This window comes from Roseicella aerolata (assembly GCF_020523605.1).
GTDB lineage: Bacteria > Pseudomonadota > Alphaproteobacteria > Acetobacterales > Acetobacteraceae > Paracraurococcus > Paracraurococcus aerolatus.
The window spans coordinates 1-14,934 of the sequence record NZ_JAJAQI010000073.1 but is presented as its reverse complement, the minus strand read 5'-3'; the positions used below and the strand labels follow the sequence as shown (position 1 = coordinate 14,934).

The following is a 14,934-nucleotide window of genomic DNA, read 5'->3' as shown; positions in this document are numbered from 1 at the left end:
CGAGCGCTGGCGGCGCCATTACAACATCTCGAGGCCTCATAGTGCGCTCGGGTATCGGCCGCCTGCGCCGGAAGCGATCTTGCCGCACCCGGCTGGGCCTGCCTACGCTACGCTCCGGCACGCCCAGCCGGGTGCGCCAGAACATGGGCCAACTCTCTCATAACCCATGGATCCCCGTTCGGGGTCAGGCCAGAGCGAAAGGAGCTCTCGCAGAGCGCTGTCGTCGAGCTTGAGTATGTTCAGTGCGTCAATGGTCGAGAGCCCAGATGTGCTTGCTGCCGCGAGCTCCGCTCGTAGCATTCCCACCTGTGCTATAAGGTCATCGCGTTCTTGTCGAACTCTTGCTAGCTCACGACGCAACCGGGTCACTGTGGCTTCGGTGCTGCTCTGCGTGCGCGAGGACGCTTTCTTGGCGCCAGGCTTACTTTCGCTGGAGTCTGATCGCGGTGGAGGCGGCTGCGGATCTGGCTCCGGCGAGAGAAGGCGGAGGTGCCACGACGGGCTCAGAGCCAGTAGACGCCGTGTCGTATCGTGATCGCCAGTCCGCCAGATCAGCAGGCTAGCGAACGTCGACGTCTCCCGAGCCACGCAGGCGCATAGGTTGTCGTTGCGGGCAGCACGGCGGAACTGTGCCCAGTCGAAGCTGCCCAGCGCTGCAAAGTTAGGCTGCAGTATGACAACCGTCGCCAACCCTGGATCAGACAGACATACGCCTTCGCGGAGCGCGAAAAACCCACCGCTCTCGCTCGCGAGGGCCAGCCGGAGTAACAGAGGCGCCGATGGCCCATTGCCAACTAGCTCCTCGACGACGCTCTGCGGCGAATGCTTTTCGTAAACGACAAGACCGAAGATGCTGTCGCCCAAGTTCCAGCTAAGCTCGGAGATGGACTCTGGGTCGTCCCTCGACGGCTTTCGAGTAAGCCATCGGCCTATCTGCCACCCGCCGAGTTCGCGAATTGGACTGCCAGAAACGCGCGATCCCCCACCGTCCACCGTGGTCCCTCGATGTTTGTGGCTTCAGAATGACAGCAGACTGCCTGCGAAGCACGAAGGTAACAATGAAACTCTCCTCGCAGCCACTAGATTCGACATCACAACGGGTGCAGCAGTGCTCCGCTGTTACAATTCACCCCGTGGCGGCGCGCAAATCGAGTTGGGTATGGTGATGACACGTCGAGAAGGTGCGTCGAGCACTGCTGCTCCCGAGCCACTCGCCGGCTGATCAGCCACAGTGGCTCTTGATCTGCAGGGTCCTTCCTGCGCCCGCCATATGCGGGGGGCGGAAGCGCGCGACTTCGCTAGCGCCAGGCCGGAAATATGGTTCGCGGTTCGCACCACACGGCCCTGATCTCAATCGTTTAGCTGCGAACCGTGGCGGCGCGAGGCTCGCGCCGGCTGCGCGCACGGTTCGCACCCACCCTGATCCCGGATGCCCCGATGACGCTCCCCTGGATGGCGGCGAAGATCCTGCTGCGCCCGGTGGCGGAGCTGCGCGCGCACCCCGGCAATGCCCGGGTGCATGGCGCGGCGCAGCTCGAGCAGATCAAGGCCAGCATGCTGGCCTTCGGCTTCACTAACCCGCTGCTGGTAGACGAGGCCGGCGTGCTGATCGCCGGCCATGGCCGCCTGGAGGCCGCCGTCGCCCTCGGCATCGAGCGGGTGCCGGTGATCGTGCTGCGGCACCTCTCCGCGGCGCAAGAGGAGGCGCTGCGGCTCGCCGACAACCGCATCGCGGAGAACGCGACCTGGGACCAGGCGCTGCTGCGGGATGCGCTGGCCGCGGTGCAGGCGGCGCCGGACCTCGACCTGGCCGCGCTCGGCTTCTCGGCGGCGGAGCTCGCGGACATCCTCGCGGCGGCTGGAGAGGCCGTGGCCGACGGCAACGCGCCCGAGGCTCTGCCCGCGGCCGACGCCGAGACGCCCTCCTCGGCCGCCACCGGCACCGGCGCGGATGCCGACGCCGATGATCCCGCCGATGCCGAGCCCGAGCCGCCGCGCCAAGCGGTCACCCGTCCCGGGGACCTTTGGCTGCTCGGCGAGCATCGCCTGCTCTGCGGCGACAGCACCGACGCTGCGGCCGTGGCCCGCGTCATGGGCCAAGACCACGCAGCGCTGCTGTTCACCAGCCCGCCCTATGGCAACCAGCGCGACTACACCACGGGCGGCGTGTCGGACTGGGACGCGCTGATGCGGGGCGTGTTCCAGCATCTGCCGCAGATCCTGCGGGATGACGGCCAGGTGCTGGTGAACCTCGGGCTGATCCACCGCGACGGCGAATGGCAGCCCTACTGGTCCGGCTGGCTCGACTGGATGCGGACCCAGGGCTGGCGCCGCTTCGGCCTCTACGCCTGGGACCAGGGGCCCGGCCTGCCCGGCGACTGGAACGGCCGCCTCGCGCCGGCCTTCGAGCTGGTCTTCCACTTCAACCGGACGGCTCGGCAGGCGAACAAGATCGTGCCCTGCAAATGGGCCGGCACCCCGAACAAGGGCAGCGGCCTGCGCGCCGCCGACGGCGAGGTGAAGGCCTACACCCACATCGGCCTGCCGGTGCAGGAGATGCGGATCCCGGACAGCGTGCTGCGCATCACCCGGCACAAGGGCCGGGGCATCGAGACCGAGCACCCGGCCGTCTTCCCGGTGGCGCTGCCCGAGTTCCTGATGCGGGCCTACACGGACGAGGGCGAGGCGGTGTTCGAGCCCTTCGCTGGCTCCGGCACGACCATCCTGGCCGGCCAGCGGACCGGCCGGCGGGTGCGGGCGATCGAGCTCGCGCCGGCCTATGTCGACCTGGCCATCGCCCGCTGGCGCCTGCTGCATCCCGACCTGCCGGTGACCCTGGCGGAGGACGGGCGGGACTACGACACGATCGCCGCGGCGCGAGTGCCGGTGGAGGCCGCCGATGCAGCGTGACCTGCAGGTGAGCACGGTGCCGGTCGCGGCACTGGTTCCCTATGCCGAGAACGCCAGGACCCATTCCGAGGCACAGATCGCGCAGATCGCCGCCTCCATCGCCCAGTTCGGCTTCGTGAACCCGGTGCTGGTCGATGCCGCCGGCGTGCTGGTGGCCGGCCACGGCCGGGTCATGGCCGCCAAGCGCCTCGGCATGGCGGCGGTCCCCGCGATCCGGCTGTCGCACCTGACCGAGGCCCAGGCCCGCGCCCTGCGGCTGGCCGACAACCAGATCGCGCTGAACTCCGGCTGGGACGAGGCGCTGCTCGCGGCCGAGATCGCCCGCATCCGCGACGAGGCGGTGGTCGATCTGGACGTGCTTGGCTTCTCCGGCATGGACCTGGACCGGCTGCTGGCTGCCGCGGAGGACGGGTTCGGGGACGATGCCGATGATGTCCCGCCGCCGCCCGCCATCCCGGTCACCCGCGCGGGCGACCTCTGGCGCTGCGGCGAGCACCGCCTGCTCTGCGGCGACGCCACCAAGCTGGCCGATGTCCAGCACGCCCTGGGCTTTAATTGCTTATCCGATATGGTCTGGACAGACCCGCCCTACAATGTCGCCTACCAGGGTGGCACCGCGGCCCGGATGACCATCGCCAATGACGCGCTCGGTTCGGGCTTCCTCGACTTCCTGCGGCCCGCCCTGGCCAACCTGCTCGCGGTCACCAAGGGCGCCTGCTACGTCTGCATGTCCTCCTCGGAGTGGCCGGTGCTGCACCGTGCCTGGCAGGAGGCCGGCGGCAAGTGGTCCAGCACCATCATCTGGGCCAAGAACACCTTCGCCCTCGGCCGTGCCGACTACCATCAGCAGTTCGAGGCCATGCTCTACGGCTGGAAGGCCGGCGCGCAGCACTACTGGTGCGGCGCCCGGGACCAGGGGAATGTCTGGCACTTCGACAAGCCGGCGCGGAACGACCTGCATCCCACGATGAAGCCGGTGGCGCTGGTCGAGCGGGCGATCCGCAACAGCAGCAAGCAGCGCGACACGGTGCTGGATTCGTTCGGCGGCTCCGGCACGACGATGATCGCCGCAGAGCGCACCGGGCGGCGGGCGGTGCTGCTCGAGCTCGACCCGGCCTATGCCGATGTCATCGTCCGGCGCTGGCAGGAGGCGACCGGGGAAGCCGCCGTGCTGGAGGGCGAGGACCGCACCTTCGCCGATATCGCCGCCGCCCGCGACGTCGCGGATCATGATGTGATCCAAACCGCTCGATCATAGCAATCCCATGACGCTGCATGTTGCTTGGCTCGGGCGCGGCGCAGCGCGAATGGTCCGTCGCGCGCAGGGGATGCCCTGCACCCCACGACGGAGACCAGCATGACCGACCGCCAAGCCCGCGCCGCCCGCAACCAGCAGAAGAGCCTCGAAGCCTTCCTGCAGCAGAAGGCCCGCTTTGACGCGATGGTCGCCGACCTGCAGCAGATGAGCGCCGACCACTTCGGGGCGGATCCCGAGGACGTCCTCTGGGGCACGGCCGCGCCGCTCGAACACTGGAACAGCCGGCTGGCGAGCGTGACGGATTGCTACTTCATGTGTGGATGCCCCCTGCGGGTCAAGGCGCGCGATGCTGGATGACAATCGAAGGACACGGGTGCGTTCATGTGTCCGGCCTCATGGTGCGGCCGGCATGGCCGCGGGCCCCGATGAGCTTCGCGGTGCGAGTGGCAAATCAAGCGGACGCGCTCCATGGCGCATGAAGTAGAATGCCTCTCTCGCAACCGAAGCGCCGGTCTTTCGCTGTCATCGTCGCTCTTGCACCTTGGCCCTCGCCGACCGCGGTCGCCGGCGAGTTCTGCCGTGGCCGCTCAGGCGGTGACCACGGAAGCCCGGAAAGTCCCTCCCTTGGCGAGCAGGGCCCATGCAATGCGCGCCATCTTGTTGGCTACGACCACGGCCGCGACTTTGAACGGACGTCTCTCAAGCAGCTTCCCCATCCAGTCGCCACTCGGCTCCCGTCGTTGCACATGCTTCAGCTGCGCTGTTGCGCCGAGGACAAGGAGCCGCCTCAGCACCGGGTTACCCTGCTTCGAGATCCCTCCAAGCCGCTCTTTACCGCCGCTCGAATGCGATCGAGGTGCCAACCCTAGCCAGGCGGCAAAATGGCGGGCCGATGCGAAGCTCTTTGGGTCTGGCACCAATGCCTGTAGCGCGGTCGCGATCACCGCACCGATTCCTGGCACGGTGGCAAGCCGCCGCGCGGTTTCATCCTCACGCATCCGGCGAACCATACGCCTATCGAGACGCTCGATACGCTCGTGCATGCTCTCGATCTGCTCGACCAATTCCAGCAGCACTTCGCGCGCCATGTCCGGTAGCCTGCGATCGTCGATGTCTCGAATTACCGCAGTGAGATCAGCGAGGCGAGGAATGCCGCGTGCCGCGATGATGCCGTACTCGGACATATGCGCGCGCAGCGCGCTTATCGCCTGGCTGCGTTGTCGCACCAGCAGTTCACGCGTCTTCAACTCCAAGGCCGCTGCCTGATGCGCCACATCCTTCACAGGCACGAAGCGCATCGTTGGCCGCGTTACCGCCTCGCAGATTGCTTCTGCGTCCGCCGCGTCGGTTTTCCCTCGCTTCACGTAAGGCTTGACATAGGACGGTGGCATCAACCGCACGGAGTGTCCAAGCCGCATCAGCTCGCGCGCCCAGAAGTGGGCACCACCACAGGCCTCCATGCCGACCAGTGCCGGCGGCAGCGCCTTGAAGAAAGGCTCCACCTCGCTGCGCCGCAGCTTCCGGCGCAGAACAACCTGGCCCGATGCATCGATGCCGTGAACCTGGAATACGTTCTTCGCAAGGTCGAGCCCGACCGTGGTGATCGCCGACATGGCTGCTTCCTGTCCTGCTGGAGCGTGGCGCAGTTTGCCAGCGCTCACGCTATGGCACCGAGATGCCGCAGAGCAGGGGGCATCCACCCCATCAAGCGCGGCGAATTCACCGAGTAGCGCGCCTCGCCTCCGCACCGCCCCGACCGGCGCCGCCGGCGGGGCTCGGGGTGGTAGCACCCGACTGGTCGGGTGCCGGACCGGAGACCCCGATGATGAAGCTCACCGACACGCAGCGCGCGATCCTGACCGCCGCCGCGCAGCACCCCGAGCACCTGGCGCTGCCGCCCGAGCGCCTGCCCGCCGCGGCGCGGCAGACGGCGGCCAAGGCGCTGCTGAAGCACGACCTGGTGATCGCGGTGGACCGCCCGGCCTACGGCGCGGTGGCCCTCTGGATGGTCGAGGGCGACGCGGTGCTGCTCAAGGTCACCGACGAGGGGCTGCGCGCCATCGGCCACGAGCCCGCCGCGCCGGAGGCGGGCAGGGCGCCTCTGGGCGGGGAGGACACCGCGCTGCGGGGTGAGGACGCCCCGGCGCCGGAGCCCGCCCAGGACGCGCCCACGGCGGCGGACGAGGCCGATCCCGAGGAGGACGACCGGCCCCGGCACGAGCAACTCGGCATCGACGAGGCGCGCGTCTACGGGCCGGCCGAGGATTGGCAGCAGTCGGTCGACGACGTCGCCCTGCTGGACCAGGCCCTGGCGGAGCGGACGCCGCGCGGGCTGAAAGCCGCCGCGCAGCGCGTCCTCGCCGCCTGGGACGACGAGGCCAACCAGCGCTACGACCTGACCGACGCGATCGGCGCCCTGCGTACCGCCCTCGCCGGCAAGCCGGCCCGCCCCGCGCGCGAGCCCGGCGCGCCGCGCAAGCCGCGCGAGGGCACCAAGCAGGAGCAGGTGCTGGCGATGCTGCGCCGCTCGGAAGGCGCCACGGTGGCGCAGATCGCCGAGGCGACGGGCTGGGCGCCGCATACGGTCCGTGGGTTCTTCGCCGGCCTGAAGAAACGCCAGGGGATCGCGTTCGAGGTGCTGGAGCGGGTCCGCCAGGTCGGCCCGAACAAGGAGGGCGCCCGCGGCTCCTACACGGTGTACAAGATCGCGGACTGATCGATGACAGCGGACGGCGCCAGCGCAGTGCGCGCATGGCGCCGGCTCCGTCCTGGCGATAGCATCCTCCTGCCTCTGAGGAGCATCGCTGCATTGCCGTCCCTGCTGCGCATTCTCTCGGCTGTTGTCTTGGTCTGCAGCGGATCCGCTTCCCTGGCACGGGATGGACGACCGGAGGCTGGGAGAACCCTGGCGCAGGCGAACTGCGCGAGATGCCACGCCATCGGTCGGACGGGCGCCAGCCCGTTCGCGTCAGCGCCGCCCTTCCGGACCCTTCACCGGCGCTATCCCGTCGAGCAGCTTGCCGAGGCGCTGGCTGAGGGGATCGAGACCGGCCATCCGGCGATGCCTGAGTTCCAGCTCAGCCAGGCCCAGATCACCGATCTTCTGGCATATCTCAAGACGCTGGAACGCTGATCTCACCCGCCGCGGTGCGGCGCAGCCGCCACGCGGACGCTGGACAGGTCGCATTCGACAGGTCGCATTCCCCCGTCCTGATGCGGCAGGGCATCCCGTCGCGCCTACGGGAAGGAAGGCCCGCCCGCCGCCATGCCCGAGCTGACCCCATCGAACCGTGAGGCCGCGAGGCGCATCGGCATCAGCGAGACCGCGCTGCGTAAGGCCGAGGGGAGTGGCCGCATCGCTCGCGAGCCGGACGGCAGTTGGGACATCGACAAGACCCGCCGCCGGCTGGTCGAGACCGCGGATCCGCACCGCTCGCCCCTGGCTGCGGGCGCCGGCACGGAGGGCACGCCCTTCGCCCGGCTGAAGGTCGCGCAGCTCGCCCTCAAGGTGGAGGCGCAGCGCCTCTCGCTGGACGAGACCAGGCGGCGCCTGATCGATGTCAGCGAGGCCAATGTCGCGCTCGACGAGATCGGCAGCACCATGCGCGACGCGCTGCTGAACTGGCCGGCACGCGTCGCGGGCCTGATCGCCGCCGAGCTCGGTGTCGACCCGCACCTGCTGCAGACCATCCTGCAGAGCCACATCAACGACCTGCTGACGGAGGCGGCCGATCGCTTCGACCCAGCCGGCCTCGGAGGGGATCGGGCCACGGACCCGTAGCCATGTCCGCCACCGCGTCGGCGCGATGCTCCGGCCGCCGCCGCAGCTCACCGTCTCGGAATGGGCCGAGCGGCACCGCATGCTCGGCAGCCGGGCCTCGGCCGAGCCTGGCCCCTGGCGCACCAGCCGCACGCCCTACCTCAAGGAGGTGATGGACGCACTGTCAGCGGTGCATCCAGCCCGGCGTGTCGTGTTCATGAAGGGCGCGCAGGTCGGCGCCACCGAGAGCGGCAACAACTGGCTCGGCTACATCCTGCACCACGTGCCGGCGCCCGCGCTGGCGGTGCAGCCGACCGTCGAACTGGCCAAGCGCTTCTCGCGCCAACGCATCGACCCGCTGCTGGAGGAGACCCTGGCGCTGCGGGAGCGGGTGGCGCCGGCCCGCGCGCGCGACAGCGGCAACACCATGCTGTCGAAGGAATTCCCCGGCGGCATCCTGGTGCTGACGGGCGCGAACAGCGCGGTCGGCCTGCGCTCCATGACGGCGCGGTTCCTGTTCCTCGACGAGATCGACGCCTATCCGGGCGATGTCGAGGGTGAGGGCGACCCGATCGCGCTCGCCGAGGCCCGGGCGCGGACCTTCGGCTGGCGGCGCAAGGCCTTCCTGGTCTCGACCCCGACCATTGCCGGCCGCAGCCGAATCGAGCGCGAATACGCCGCTTCCGACCAGCGCCGCTACTTCGTGCCCTGCCCGCATTGCGGTGAGATGCAGTGGCTGAAGTTCGAGCGCCTTCGCTGGGAGAAGGGCGCGCCGGAGACGGCGCGGTATCACTGCACGGCCTGCGACCACCCGATGCAGGAGCACGACAAGACCGCCATGCTCGGCGGCGGGGAATGGCGCGCGACGGCCGAGGGCCAGGATCCGCACACGGTCGGCTTCCACATCTCGGCGCTCTACTCGCCGGTCGGCTGGCTGTCCTGGGCGCAGATCGCCCGGGATTGGGAGGCGGCGCAGGGCAAGCCCGAGGACATCAAGACGTTTCGGAACACCGTCCTCGGCGAGACCTGGCAGGAGCAGGGCGAGGCGCCGGATTGGGAGCGCCTGGTCGAGCGCCGGGAGGATTTTCGGATGGGCGTGGTGCCCGTCGGCGTCCTCTGCCTCACCGCGGGCGTCGACGTGCAGGACGACCGCCTGGAATGCGACGTCTGGGGCTGGGCGGAGGGATACACGTCCTGGTTGGTCGACCACGTCGTGATTCCGGGCAGCCCACGCGAGCGGGGGCCCTGGGACGCCCTGGCAAAGCTGCTGGCTCGGGATTGGCCCCGGGCCGGTGGCGGCACCATGCGGATCGCCAAGGCTTGCGTCGACACCGGCGGCCGGGACACCGCCGCCGTCTACGGCCATCTCCGCCGCTTGCGGGATCCGCGCGTGGCCCCCACGAAGGGCGTGGAGGGCTGGAACCGGGCGCAGCCGGTGCAGGGGCCGACGCCGGTGGATGCGCTGGTCGACGGCCGCAAGCTGCGCCGCGGTCTGAAGCTGTGGACCGTCTCGGTCTCGACCTGGAAGGCGGACCTCTACCGCCGGCTCTGGCTCGGCCGGGGCGATGCCGAGGCGTTCCCGCCCGGTTGGGTGCATCTGCCGCGGGGCATCGAGGCCGAGTGGGTGAAGCAACTGGTCGCCGAGCAGCTGCGCACGGTGAAGGACCGCCGCGGCTTCGCCCGGCAGGAATGGGCCAAGCTGCGCGAGCGGAACGAGGCGCTGGACTGCGTCGTGCTGGCCCGCGCCGCGCTCTGGCTGCTTGGGGCGGACCGCTACGGCGAGCGCTTCTGGCAGCAGCTGCGGGAGGACATCGCCAACGCGCCACTGTCACCTGCATCTGAAGGCCCACCGCCTGCGGCTCCGAAGGCCGAACGCGTCGTGCCATCGGCGATATCTGGCACACGGTCGAACAACTGGCTGACGTCGCGCGGCGGCCAATGGCTCCGCGCCCGGACCTGACTACGGTGCGCGGCTCAGGCCGCGTCCGCCTGTCGATCCAAATGGGCTATCAAATCGCCGGGCAGCTTCAGTCGATGCGCCAGCGCCTCGAGGTAGGCGCGTTCGGCTGGCTCGTCTGGCTCCACGGCAAGGCGCGACACCAGATACAACTCCGCTGCCTGTTCCTGCGTCGTGGCGAAGGCGGCGACCTCCGAGACGCCAATGGGGGCAGCGAGCGCGTCGAAGACGAAGGCCTTGCTCTCAGCGTCGAGCTCGAACTCGCCGACCCTGTCAAAGATCCGGCGCTGCTCCTCGGCGTCGATGTGACCATCTGCCTTCGCGGCGGCGATCATGGCGCGGATCAGGGCAAGCTCGAAGGGCTGACCATCGGAAGCCGGCGCAGCAGCGGGCAGGAAACGCGGCTCGACGGCCGCAGCCTGTTGTGGCGAGGCGACCGGCGTCTGCGCAGGAGCCTGGCCCGCTCGCCAGCTCTGGTAGGCTTGGTTGGCCAGGGCCCCGAGCATGGCAGCGCCGCCGTGGCTGACGATCCCGCCATAGCCGCCCTTCTTCTTCTTTTTCTTACCGCCGACCAGCAGGCCCAGCAGGCCACCGGCGGCGCCGGACGCGGCAAGCCCTTGCAGCCCGCCCGCGGAGTTGAGCGCCTGACGCGCTGTGCCTGCGGCGTTCGAGAGGCCGGAACCCACCGGGTTCACCCAAGGCGAGGCCGAGGGCTGAGATGCCGGGGCGGCCGGAACGCTGGCGCTCTGGCCGAGGAAGCGTTCGAGCAGGTTCTGCGCGTTGATCATGCCCCGTACGTCGTGGGCAGTGCCCGCCAGTGCAAGATGGCCGGTTTTTCACATCGTAACTGCTGCGGCAATCGTTGAGATCGGTGTCGCGATGTTGGGAGCAGCATGTGCATGGACCCGACCGTCCTCGCCTGGGCGTTGGCGCAGCCCGCGGGCAGCCGCGCCGCCGTGCTTGTGGCAGCCTACACGGGCGGCACCACGCGCGTGACCTTCGACGGTCGCACCGTGGAGTACCGCAGCCTCGATGAGCTCGGCCGCGCCTTGGCGGTGCTGCAGGGCGCCGAGAACAGCGCTGCGCGCCGCCCCTCCGTCACGCTCGGCAGCTTCTCGCCCGGGGGAAGCAGGTGATGGGCCGGCTCCGCGATGCCTGGCAGGCGCTGCGCGGCTATGCCGCGGCGGGGGACAGCCGCGCCTCGGCCTGGGCGCCCTCGGGCGGCAGCGCCAATGCCGAGGTCGGCACCGCCGCGGCCACGGTCGCCCGCCGCGCCCGCGACGCGGTCCGCAACGATCCCTACGCCAGCCGCATCGTCGACCTCTGGACCGGCAATGCGGTCGGCGCCGGCATCACCACCCGCTGGCCGGACCGAGCGCATGCCGAAGCCTGGCGCCGCTGGGCCGAGGGCACCGGCTGCGACGCCGAGGGCCGGCTCGACCTCGCCGGCCTGCAGGCCCTGGTCATGCGGGCAGTGGTGGAGAGCGGCGAGTGTTTCGTCCGCCTGCTGCCGGCCGAGGTCAGCCCGGCCAACCCGATCGGCCTCCGGCTGCAGGTGCTGGAGAGCGACCACCTCGACACGGCGCGGAACGGGATGGTCGAGGGTGTGCCGACCCTGCAGGGCATCGCCCTCGGCGGGGCCGGCGAGCCGGTCGCCTACTGGCTCTATCGCGTGCATCCGGGCGCGTCTTGGCTGCTGCCCTCCGGCGGCCGGCTGGACAGCGAGCCGGTGCCGGCCCGCGACCTGCTGCATGTCTACCGCAAGCGCCGGCCCGGCCAGCTACGCGACGTCTCCTGGCTGGCGCCGGTGCTGACCCGGCTGCGTGACCTCGGCGACTACGAGGCCGCCCTGCTGATGAAGGCCAAGATCGAGGCCTGCCTGGCCGCGGTGGTCTCGGAGGAGGGCGAGGAGGCGCTGACCGGCGCTGCCGCCGGCCTGCTCCGTGACGCCCAGGGCCGGGCGGTCGAGAGCTTCGAGCCGGGGATGATCCTCTACCGGCGGGGGATGGGCAGCGTGGAAGTGGTGAATCCCTCCGGCGGTGGCTCGCACGCCGCCTTCGCCCGCCGGGCGCTGGAGGCGGCTGCGGTCGGCACCGGGCTGACCTACGACCAGGTCTCGGGCGACCTGACCCAGGCGAACTACTCCTCGCTGCGGGCCGGCAAGATCGAGTTCCGCCGGCTCTGCGAGCAGGTGCAGTACGGCATGCTGATCCCGATGCTGGTCCGGCCCATCGCCGAGCGCTTCCATGCCCAGGGGGCGTTGCTTGGGTTGTGGCCCGCCGGCATGCCGGCCGAGGTCAGCCATGTTCCGCCGGCGCATGAGATGATCGACCCGCTGAAGGACACCACCGCCCTGATCGCCCACGTGCGGGCCGGCTTCGTGCCGCAGCCCGAGGCGGTGGGCGCCTTCGGCTACGACTTCCGCCAGGCGGTCGAGCTGATCCGCGAGGCCAATGTCCTGCTTGACGATGCCGGCCTTGCCCTCGACACCGATCCGCGCCGGGTCGCCAAGTCCGGCAGTGCCCAGGACGCGGCGCAGCTGGCCGCGGTCGAGATCGCCGCGACCGGCGCGGCGTCACCGACGCAGGTCGCCGCTACAGGTTGACCGGCTCGATAGCCGCTACGTCAGCGCTTGGTCTGAGCCTTCCGCTTGGTCGCGGCGACCACGCGCGTCTTCGGTTTCGCCGACTTCGCGCTGGAGGCACGACGTGCCGCTGCTGCGTGGAGCTGGGCGGCAGGCCGCTCCGCCGGTGCCTTGAGCCGAGCCGCGGTGCTGGCGGAGGCCTTTCGCTTCGTCGCGCCGGCTGTATGTGCCTTCGGCTTCACAGGGCTCGCGCTCGAGGTGCGGCGTACCTCTACCTCTGTTGCGCTGATCTCTGCGGCAGGCTGCTCCGCCGATGCCTCGGGCTGAGCCTGAGCGTCACCGGAAGCGTCCTGCTTCGCCTCGCTGTCAGGCTCGGCGAGAATGGTGCTCGGCTCTGCCACGCCGACAAGCGGAGGGGTGGGGCGAGGCGCAGGCAGGGGCAGCCATGCGGTGCTCCAGAAGCGCAGAGTCTGCCGGCCGAACTCGCCCAGCATCGCCGTCTGCTGACGGTGAAGCTCGGTGAGCCAGAAATCCCGCCCCACGCTGGACATGGCTTCGGCCACGCCGAGCCAGGCGCCTAGGAACGGGTTCTGCCGGAAATCCGGAGCCCAGGTCATGGGTGCATTCGTTGTAATCGCCATAAGCCGCACATGGTGCGCTGCAGCAGGGATTGCGAACGGTCTCTTTTCTTGACCCTTCAAGGATCGGGGAACTCGGACCAAGCACCGGCGGCAACACTCGGGATCACAGCCGCGGGGCTAACATCATGACCGATCCGATCGACCTGGGTGGGGTCAGCCCCGCGCCGGAAGCCGCGGCGTTGCCGGACAGAGACCTGCCCAGTGGCGGGAATGTCGGGTCCGATCGGATGCCCAGCGGTGGGCAGTCGGTCGTAGCCCAGCGCGCCCTGGCCGCGCCGGCCACGGTCGATCGCGCCGCCCGCACCGTCGAGGTGGTCTGGTCCACCGGCGCCCGGGCGCGGAACTTCGTGCCGCCGCTCGGGCCCATCCTGGAAGAGCTCGACATGGCGCCGGCCGCGGTCCGCATGGACGGGCTGCGCTCGGGCCGCGCCCCGGTGCTCGATGCGCATCGCCGGGGTGGCGCCCGTGATGTGCTGGGTCGGGTGGTCGCGGCGCGGATCGAGGCTGGCCGCGGCTACGCCACCCTGCAGTTCAGCAGCGCGGCCGATGTCGAGCCGGTCTGGCAGCGGGTCGCCGACGGCACGCTGCGGGCGGTCAGCGTCGGCTACCGGGTGCACCGCTACGAGCCGGTGCCCGATGCCGCAACGGGCCAGACCGTCCACCGCGCGGTGGACTGGGAGCCCTTCGAGATCTCCGTCGTGCCGGTGCCCATCGACCCGGCCGCCGCCGTGCGGGGCGAGGCAGAGCAGGGCTCGCCCGCGACCGCCCTTGAACCACCCCTGCCAGAGGACCCCAGCATGTCCGAGACGACGCCGGCTACGCCGGCCGCCGAGCCGGCGCCCACTGTGCCGCCCGTGAGCGCCACGCCCACCGCAGCGCCCGAGCCGACCCGCGCGGCCGTACCCGCTTCCGACCTCGAGGCGGTCCGCGCCGAGGCCGAGCGCGCTGCCATCGAGCGCCTGGCCGGCTACGACACGGTGCTGGCAGGGGCGCGGGGGCTCCTGGCCGAGGACCTGCTCACCAGCCTGCGCCAGGCCGCCATCCGCGACCGCATCGCGCCGGAGGTGCTGCGCGGCCGGCTGTGGGAGGCCTTCACCGCCGGCACGCCCCGCCCCTCCATCCCCGCCCGGCCCGAGACGGGGCCGGCCAATGACGATCCGGCGGTGCTGATCGATGCCATGGCCGAGGCGCTCGCCGCCCGCTCCATGCCGGGCTACCAGCCGCAGGGCAGTGGCCGGCATGCCGAGTTCCTGGGCTGGCGGCCCTCGGACATGGTGGGCGAGCTGCTCCGCGCCCGGGGCGAACGCAACGTCCCGCGCAACCCGACCCTGCTGGCTGAGCGCGCCTTCCACACCACCTCGGACTTCCCGCTGCTGCTCTCGGCGGCAGCCAACAAGATGCTGCTCGCGGCCTACGCGCCGGCGGCGCCCAGCTACCGGCAGATCTTCCTCCGCCGCGACTTCCGCGACTTCAAGCCGCACCGGCACCTGCGCGTCGGCGACTTCCCGACCCTGTTGCCGCTGCTGGAGAACGGCGAGATCCAGGCCGGGACCATGTCCGAGAGCCAGGAGATCGTGCTGCTGCAGACCTTCGCCCGCCGGATCCGGGTCACCCGCCCGATGTTGGTGAACGACGATCTCGGTGCCTTCACCGACTTCGCGGCCATGATCGGCCGGCGCGTCGCCGACTTCGAGAACGCCACCGCTGTTGATTGCCACTGAGAGCTGACCCGGGATTGCCATGAGGATTTGACCCGGGTTGTGGCTGGAAGTTCGGGGTTTTCGGCTTCTGTCAGGTGGGTTGTGGCCTCCTTTCGTGCTTGGC

Annotated in this window: 14 protein-coding genes; 11 read left to right on the top strand and 3 right to left on the bottom strand. The window is 70.3% G+C overall.

Translation table 11 applies throughout. The features are described 5' to 3' along the window. The 4 genes from LHA35_RS26300 to LHA35_RS26285 all read left to right on the top strand — a co-directional run. On the top strand, positions 1 to 163 hold a 163-nt coding region (locus LHA35_RS26300), incomplete at its 5' end, for a transposase (RefSeq protein ID WP_226613913.1). Positions 164 to 1,437: 1,274 nt separating this feature from the next. Continuing rightward, positions 1,438 to 2,910 carry a site-specific DNA-methyltransferase gene (locus LHA35_RS26295; protein ID WP_226613997.1) on the top strand — a complete coding sequence of 491 codons (1,473 nt, stop codon included), beginning with the start codon at positions 1,438 to 1,440 and terminating at the stop codon, positions 2,908 to 2,910. Continuing rightward, positions 2,900 to 4,168 carry a site-specific DNA-methyltransferase gene (locus LHA35_RS26290; RefSeq protein ID WP_226613996.1) on the top strand — a complete coding sequence of 423 codons (1,269 nt, stop codon included), beginning with the start codon at positions 2,900 to 2,902 and terminating at the stop codon, positions 4,166 to 4,168. Before LHA35_RS26295 ends, LHA35_RS26290 begins: the two co-directional genes overlap by 11 nt. A gap of 99 nt (positions 4,169 to 4,267) precedes the next feature. Further along, on the top strand, positions 4,268 to 4,525 hold the full coding sequence (locus LHA35_RS26285; RefSeq protein WP_226613995.1) for a hypothetical protein: 258 nt from the start codon (positions 4,268 to 4,270) through the stop codon (positions 4,523 to 4,525). 230 nt (positions 4,526 to 4,755) lie between these two features. Here LHA35_RS26285 and LHA35_RS26280 read toward each other — a convergent pair whose 3' ends face one another. Continuing rightward, positions 4,756 to 5,781 (bottom strand): IS110 family RNA-guided transposase, encoded by a 1,026-nt coding sequence (locus tag LHA35_RS26280; protein ID WP_226613994.1) that lies wholly within the window; start codon positions 5,779 to 5,781, stop codon positions 4,756 to 4,758. A 209-nt stretch (positions 5,782 to 5,990) separates the two neighbouring features. On the opposite strand from LHA35_RS26280, the gene LHA35_RS26275 reads away from it, so the two are divergent. The 4 genes from LHA35_RS26275 (at position 5,991) to LHA35_RS26260 (ending at position 9,888) form a co-directional block, all read left to right on the top strand. Further along, positions 5,991 to 6,884: a DUF3489 domain-containing protein gene (locus tag LHA35_RS26275; protein ID WP_226613993.1), complete on the top strand. Its 894-nt coding sequence runs from the start codon at positions 5,991 to 5,993 to the stop codon at positions 6,882 to 6,884. Between the two features lie 93 nt (positions 6,885 to 6,977). Next, a complete protein-coding gene (locus LHA35_RS26270) occupies positions 6,978 to 7,301 on the top strand; it encodes a c-type cytochrome (protein ID WP_226613992.1) in 324 nt (107 codons plus the stop codon). A 132-nt stretch (positions 7,302 to 7,433) separates the two neighbouring features. Beyond that, entirely contained in the window at positions 7,434 to 7,949 is a 516-nt protein-coding gene (locus LHA35_RS26265) for a hypothetical protein (RefSeq protein WP_226613990.1), read from the top strand. 25 nt (positions 7,950 to 7,974) lie between these two features. Continuing rightward, entirely contained in the window at positions 7,975 to 9,888 is a 1,914-nt protein-coding gene (locus LHA35_RS26260) for a phage terminase large subunit family protein (protein WP_226613989.1), read from the top strand. 14 nt (positions 9,889 to 9,902) lie between these two features. Here LHA35_RS26260 and LHA35_RS26255 read toward each other — a convergent pair whose 3' ends face one another. Beyond that, positions 9,903 to 10,673, bottom strand: coding sequence for a tellurite resistance TerB family protein (locus tag LHA35_RS26255; RefSeq protein WP_226613987.1), 771 nt, complete (start codon positions 10,671 to 10,673; stop codon positions 9,903 to 9,905). Positions 10,674 to 10,784: 111 nt separating this feature from the next. On the opposite strand from LHA35_RS26255, the gene LHA35_RS26250 reads away from it, so the two are divergent. Both LHA35_RS26250 and LHA35_RS26245 read left to right on the top strand, forming a co-directional pair. Continuing rightward, entirely contained in the window at positions 10,785 to 11,021 is a 237-nt protein-coding gene (locus LHA35_RS26250; protein ID WP_226613985.1) for a phage head-tail joining protein, read from the top strand. Further along, positions 11,021 to 12,490: a phage portal protein gene (locus LHA35_RS26245; protein ID WP_226613983.1), complete on the top strand. Its 1,470-nt coding sequence runs from the start codon at positions 11,021 to 11,023 to the stop codon at positions 12,488 to 12,490. The genes LHA35_RS26250 and LHA35_RS26245 overlap by 1 nt, the downstream gene beginning before the upstream one ends. A 20-nt stretch (positions 12,491 to 12,510) precedes the next feature. On the opposite strand, the gene LHA35_RS26240 is transcribed toward LHA35_RS26245, so the two are convergent. Beyond that, the gene (locus LHA35_RS26240; RefSeq protein WP_226613981.1) at positions 12,511 to 13,086 is read right to left on the bottom strand and encodes a hypothetical protein; all 576 of its coding nucleotides are present in this window, start codon (positions 13,084 to 13,086) and stop codon (positions 12,511 to 12,513) included. Positions 13,087 to 13,235: 149 nt separating this feature from the next. On the opposite strand from LHA35_RS26240, the gene LHA35_RS26235 reads away from it, so the two are divergent. Then, positions 13,236 to 14,831 (top strand): HK97 family phage prohead protease, encoded by a 1,596-nt coding sequence (locus LHA35_RS26235; protein ID WP_226613980.1) that lies wholly within the window; start codon positions 13,236 to 13,238, stop codon positions 14,829 to 14,831. The last annotated feature ends 103 nt before the right edge of the window (positions 14,832 to 14,934 follow it).

Excerpts from the sequence above, each read along its gene's own strand:
- LHA35_RS26295 (WP_226613997.1), top strand. The coding sequence starts at position 1,438 with ATGACGCTCCCCTGGATGGCGGCGAAGATCCTGCTGCGCCCGGTGGCG.
- LHA35_RS26290 (WP_226613996.1), top strand. The coding sequence starts at position 2,900 with ATGCAGCGTGACCTGCAGGTGAGCACGGTGCCGGTCGCGGCACTGGTT.
- LHA35_RS26285 (WP_226613995.1), top strand. The coding sequence starts at position 4,268 with ATGACCGACCGCCAAGCCCGCGCCGCCCGCAACCAGCAGAAGAGCCTC.
- LHA35_RS26280 (WP_226613994.1), bottom strand. The coding sequence starts at position 5,781 with ATGTCGGCGATCACCACGGTCGGGCTCGACCTTGCGAAGAACGTATTC.
- LHA35_RS26275 (WP_226613993.1), top strand. The coding sequence starts at position 5,991 with ATGATGAAGCTCACCGACACGCAGCGCGCGATCCTGACCGCCGCCGCG.
- LHA35_RS26265 (WP_226613990.1), top strand. The coding sequence starts at position 7,434 with ATGCCCGAGCTGACCCCATCGAACCGTGAGGCCGCGAGGCGCATCGGC.
- LHA35_RS26260 (WP_226613989.1), top strand. The coding sequence starts at position 7,975 with ATGCTCCGGCCGCCGCCGCAGCTCACCGTCTCGGAATGGGCCGAGCGG.
- LHA35_RS26255 (WP_226613987.1), bottom strand. The coding sequence starts at position 10,673 with ATGATCAACGCGCAGAACCTGCTCGAACGCTTCCTCGGCCAGAGCGCC.
- LHA35_RS26250 (WP_226613985.1), top strand. The coding sequence starts at position 10,785 with ATGGACCCGACCGTCCTCGCCTGGGCGTTGGCGCAGCCCGCGGGCAGC.
- LHA35_RS26245 (WP_226613983.1), top strand. The coding sequence starts at position 11,021 with ATGGGCCGGCTCCGCGATGCCTGGCAGGCGCTGCGCGGCTATGCCGCG.
- LHA35_RS26240 (WP_226613981.1), bottom strand. The coding sequence starts at position 13,086 with ATGACCTGGGCTCCGGATTTCCGGCAGAACCCGTTCCTAGGCGCCTGG.
- LHA35_RS26235 (WP_226613980.1), top strand. The coding sequence starts at position 13,236 with ATGACCGATCCGATCGACCTGGGTGGGGTCAGCCCCGCGCCGGAAGCC.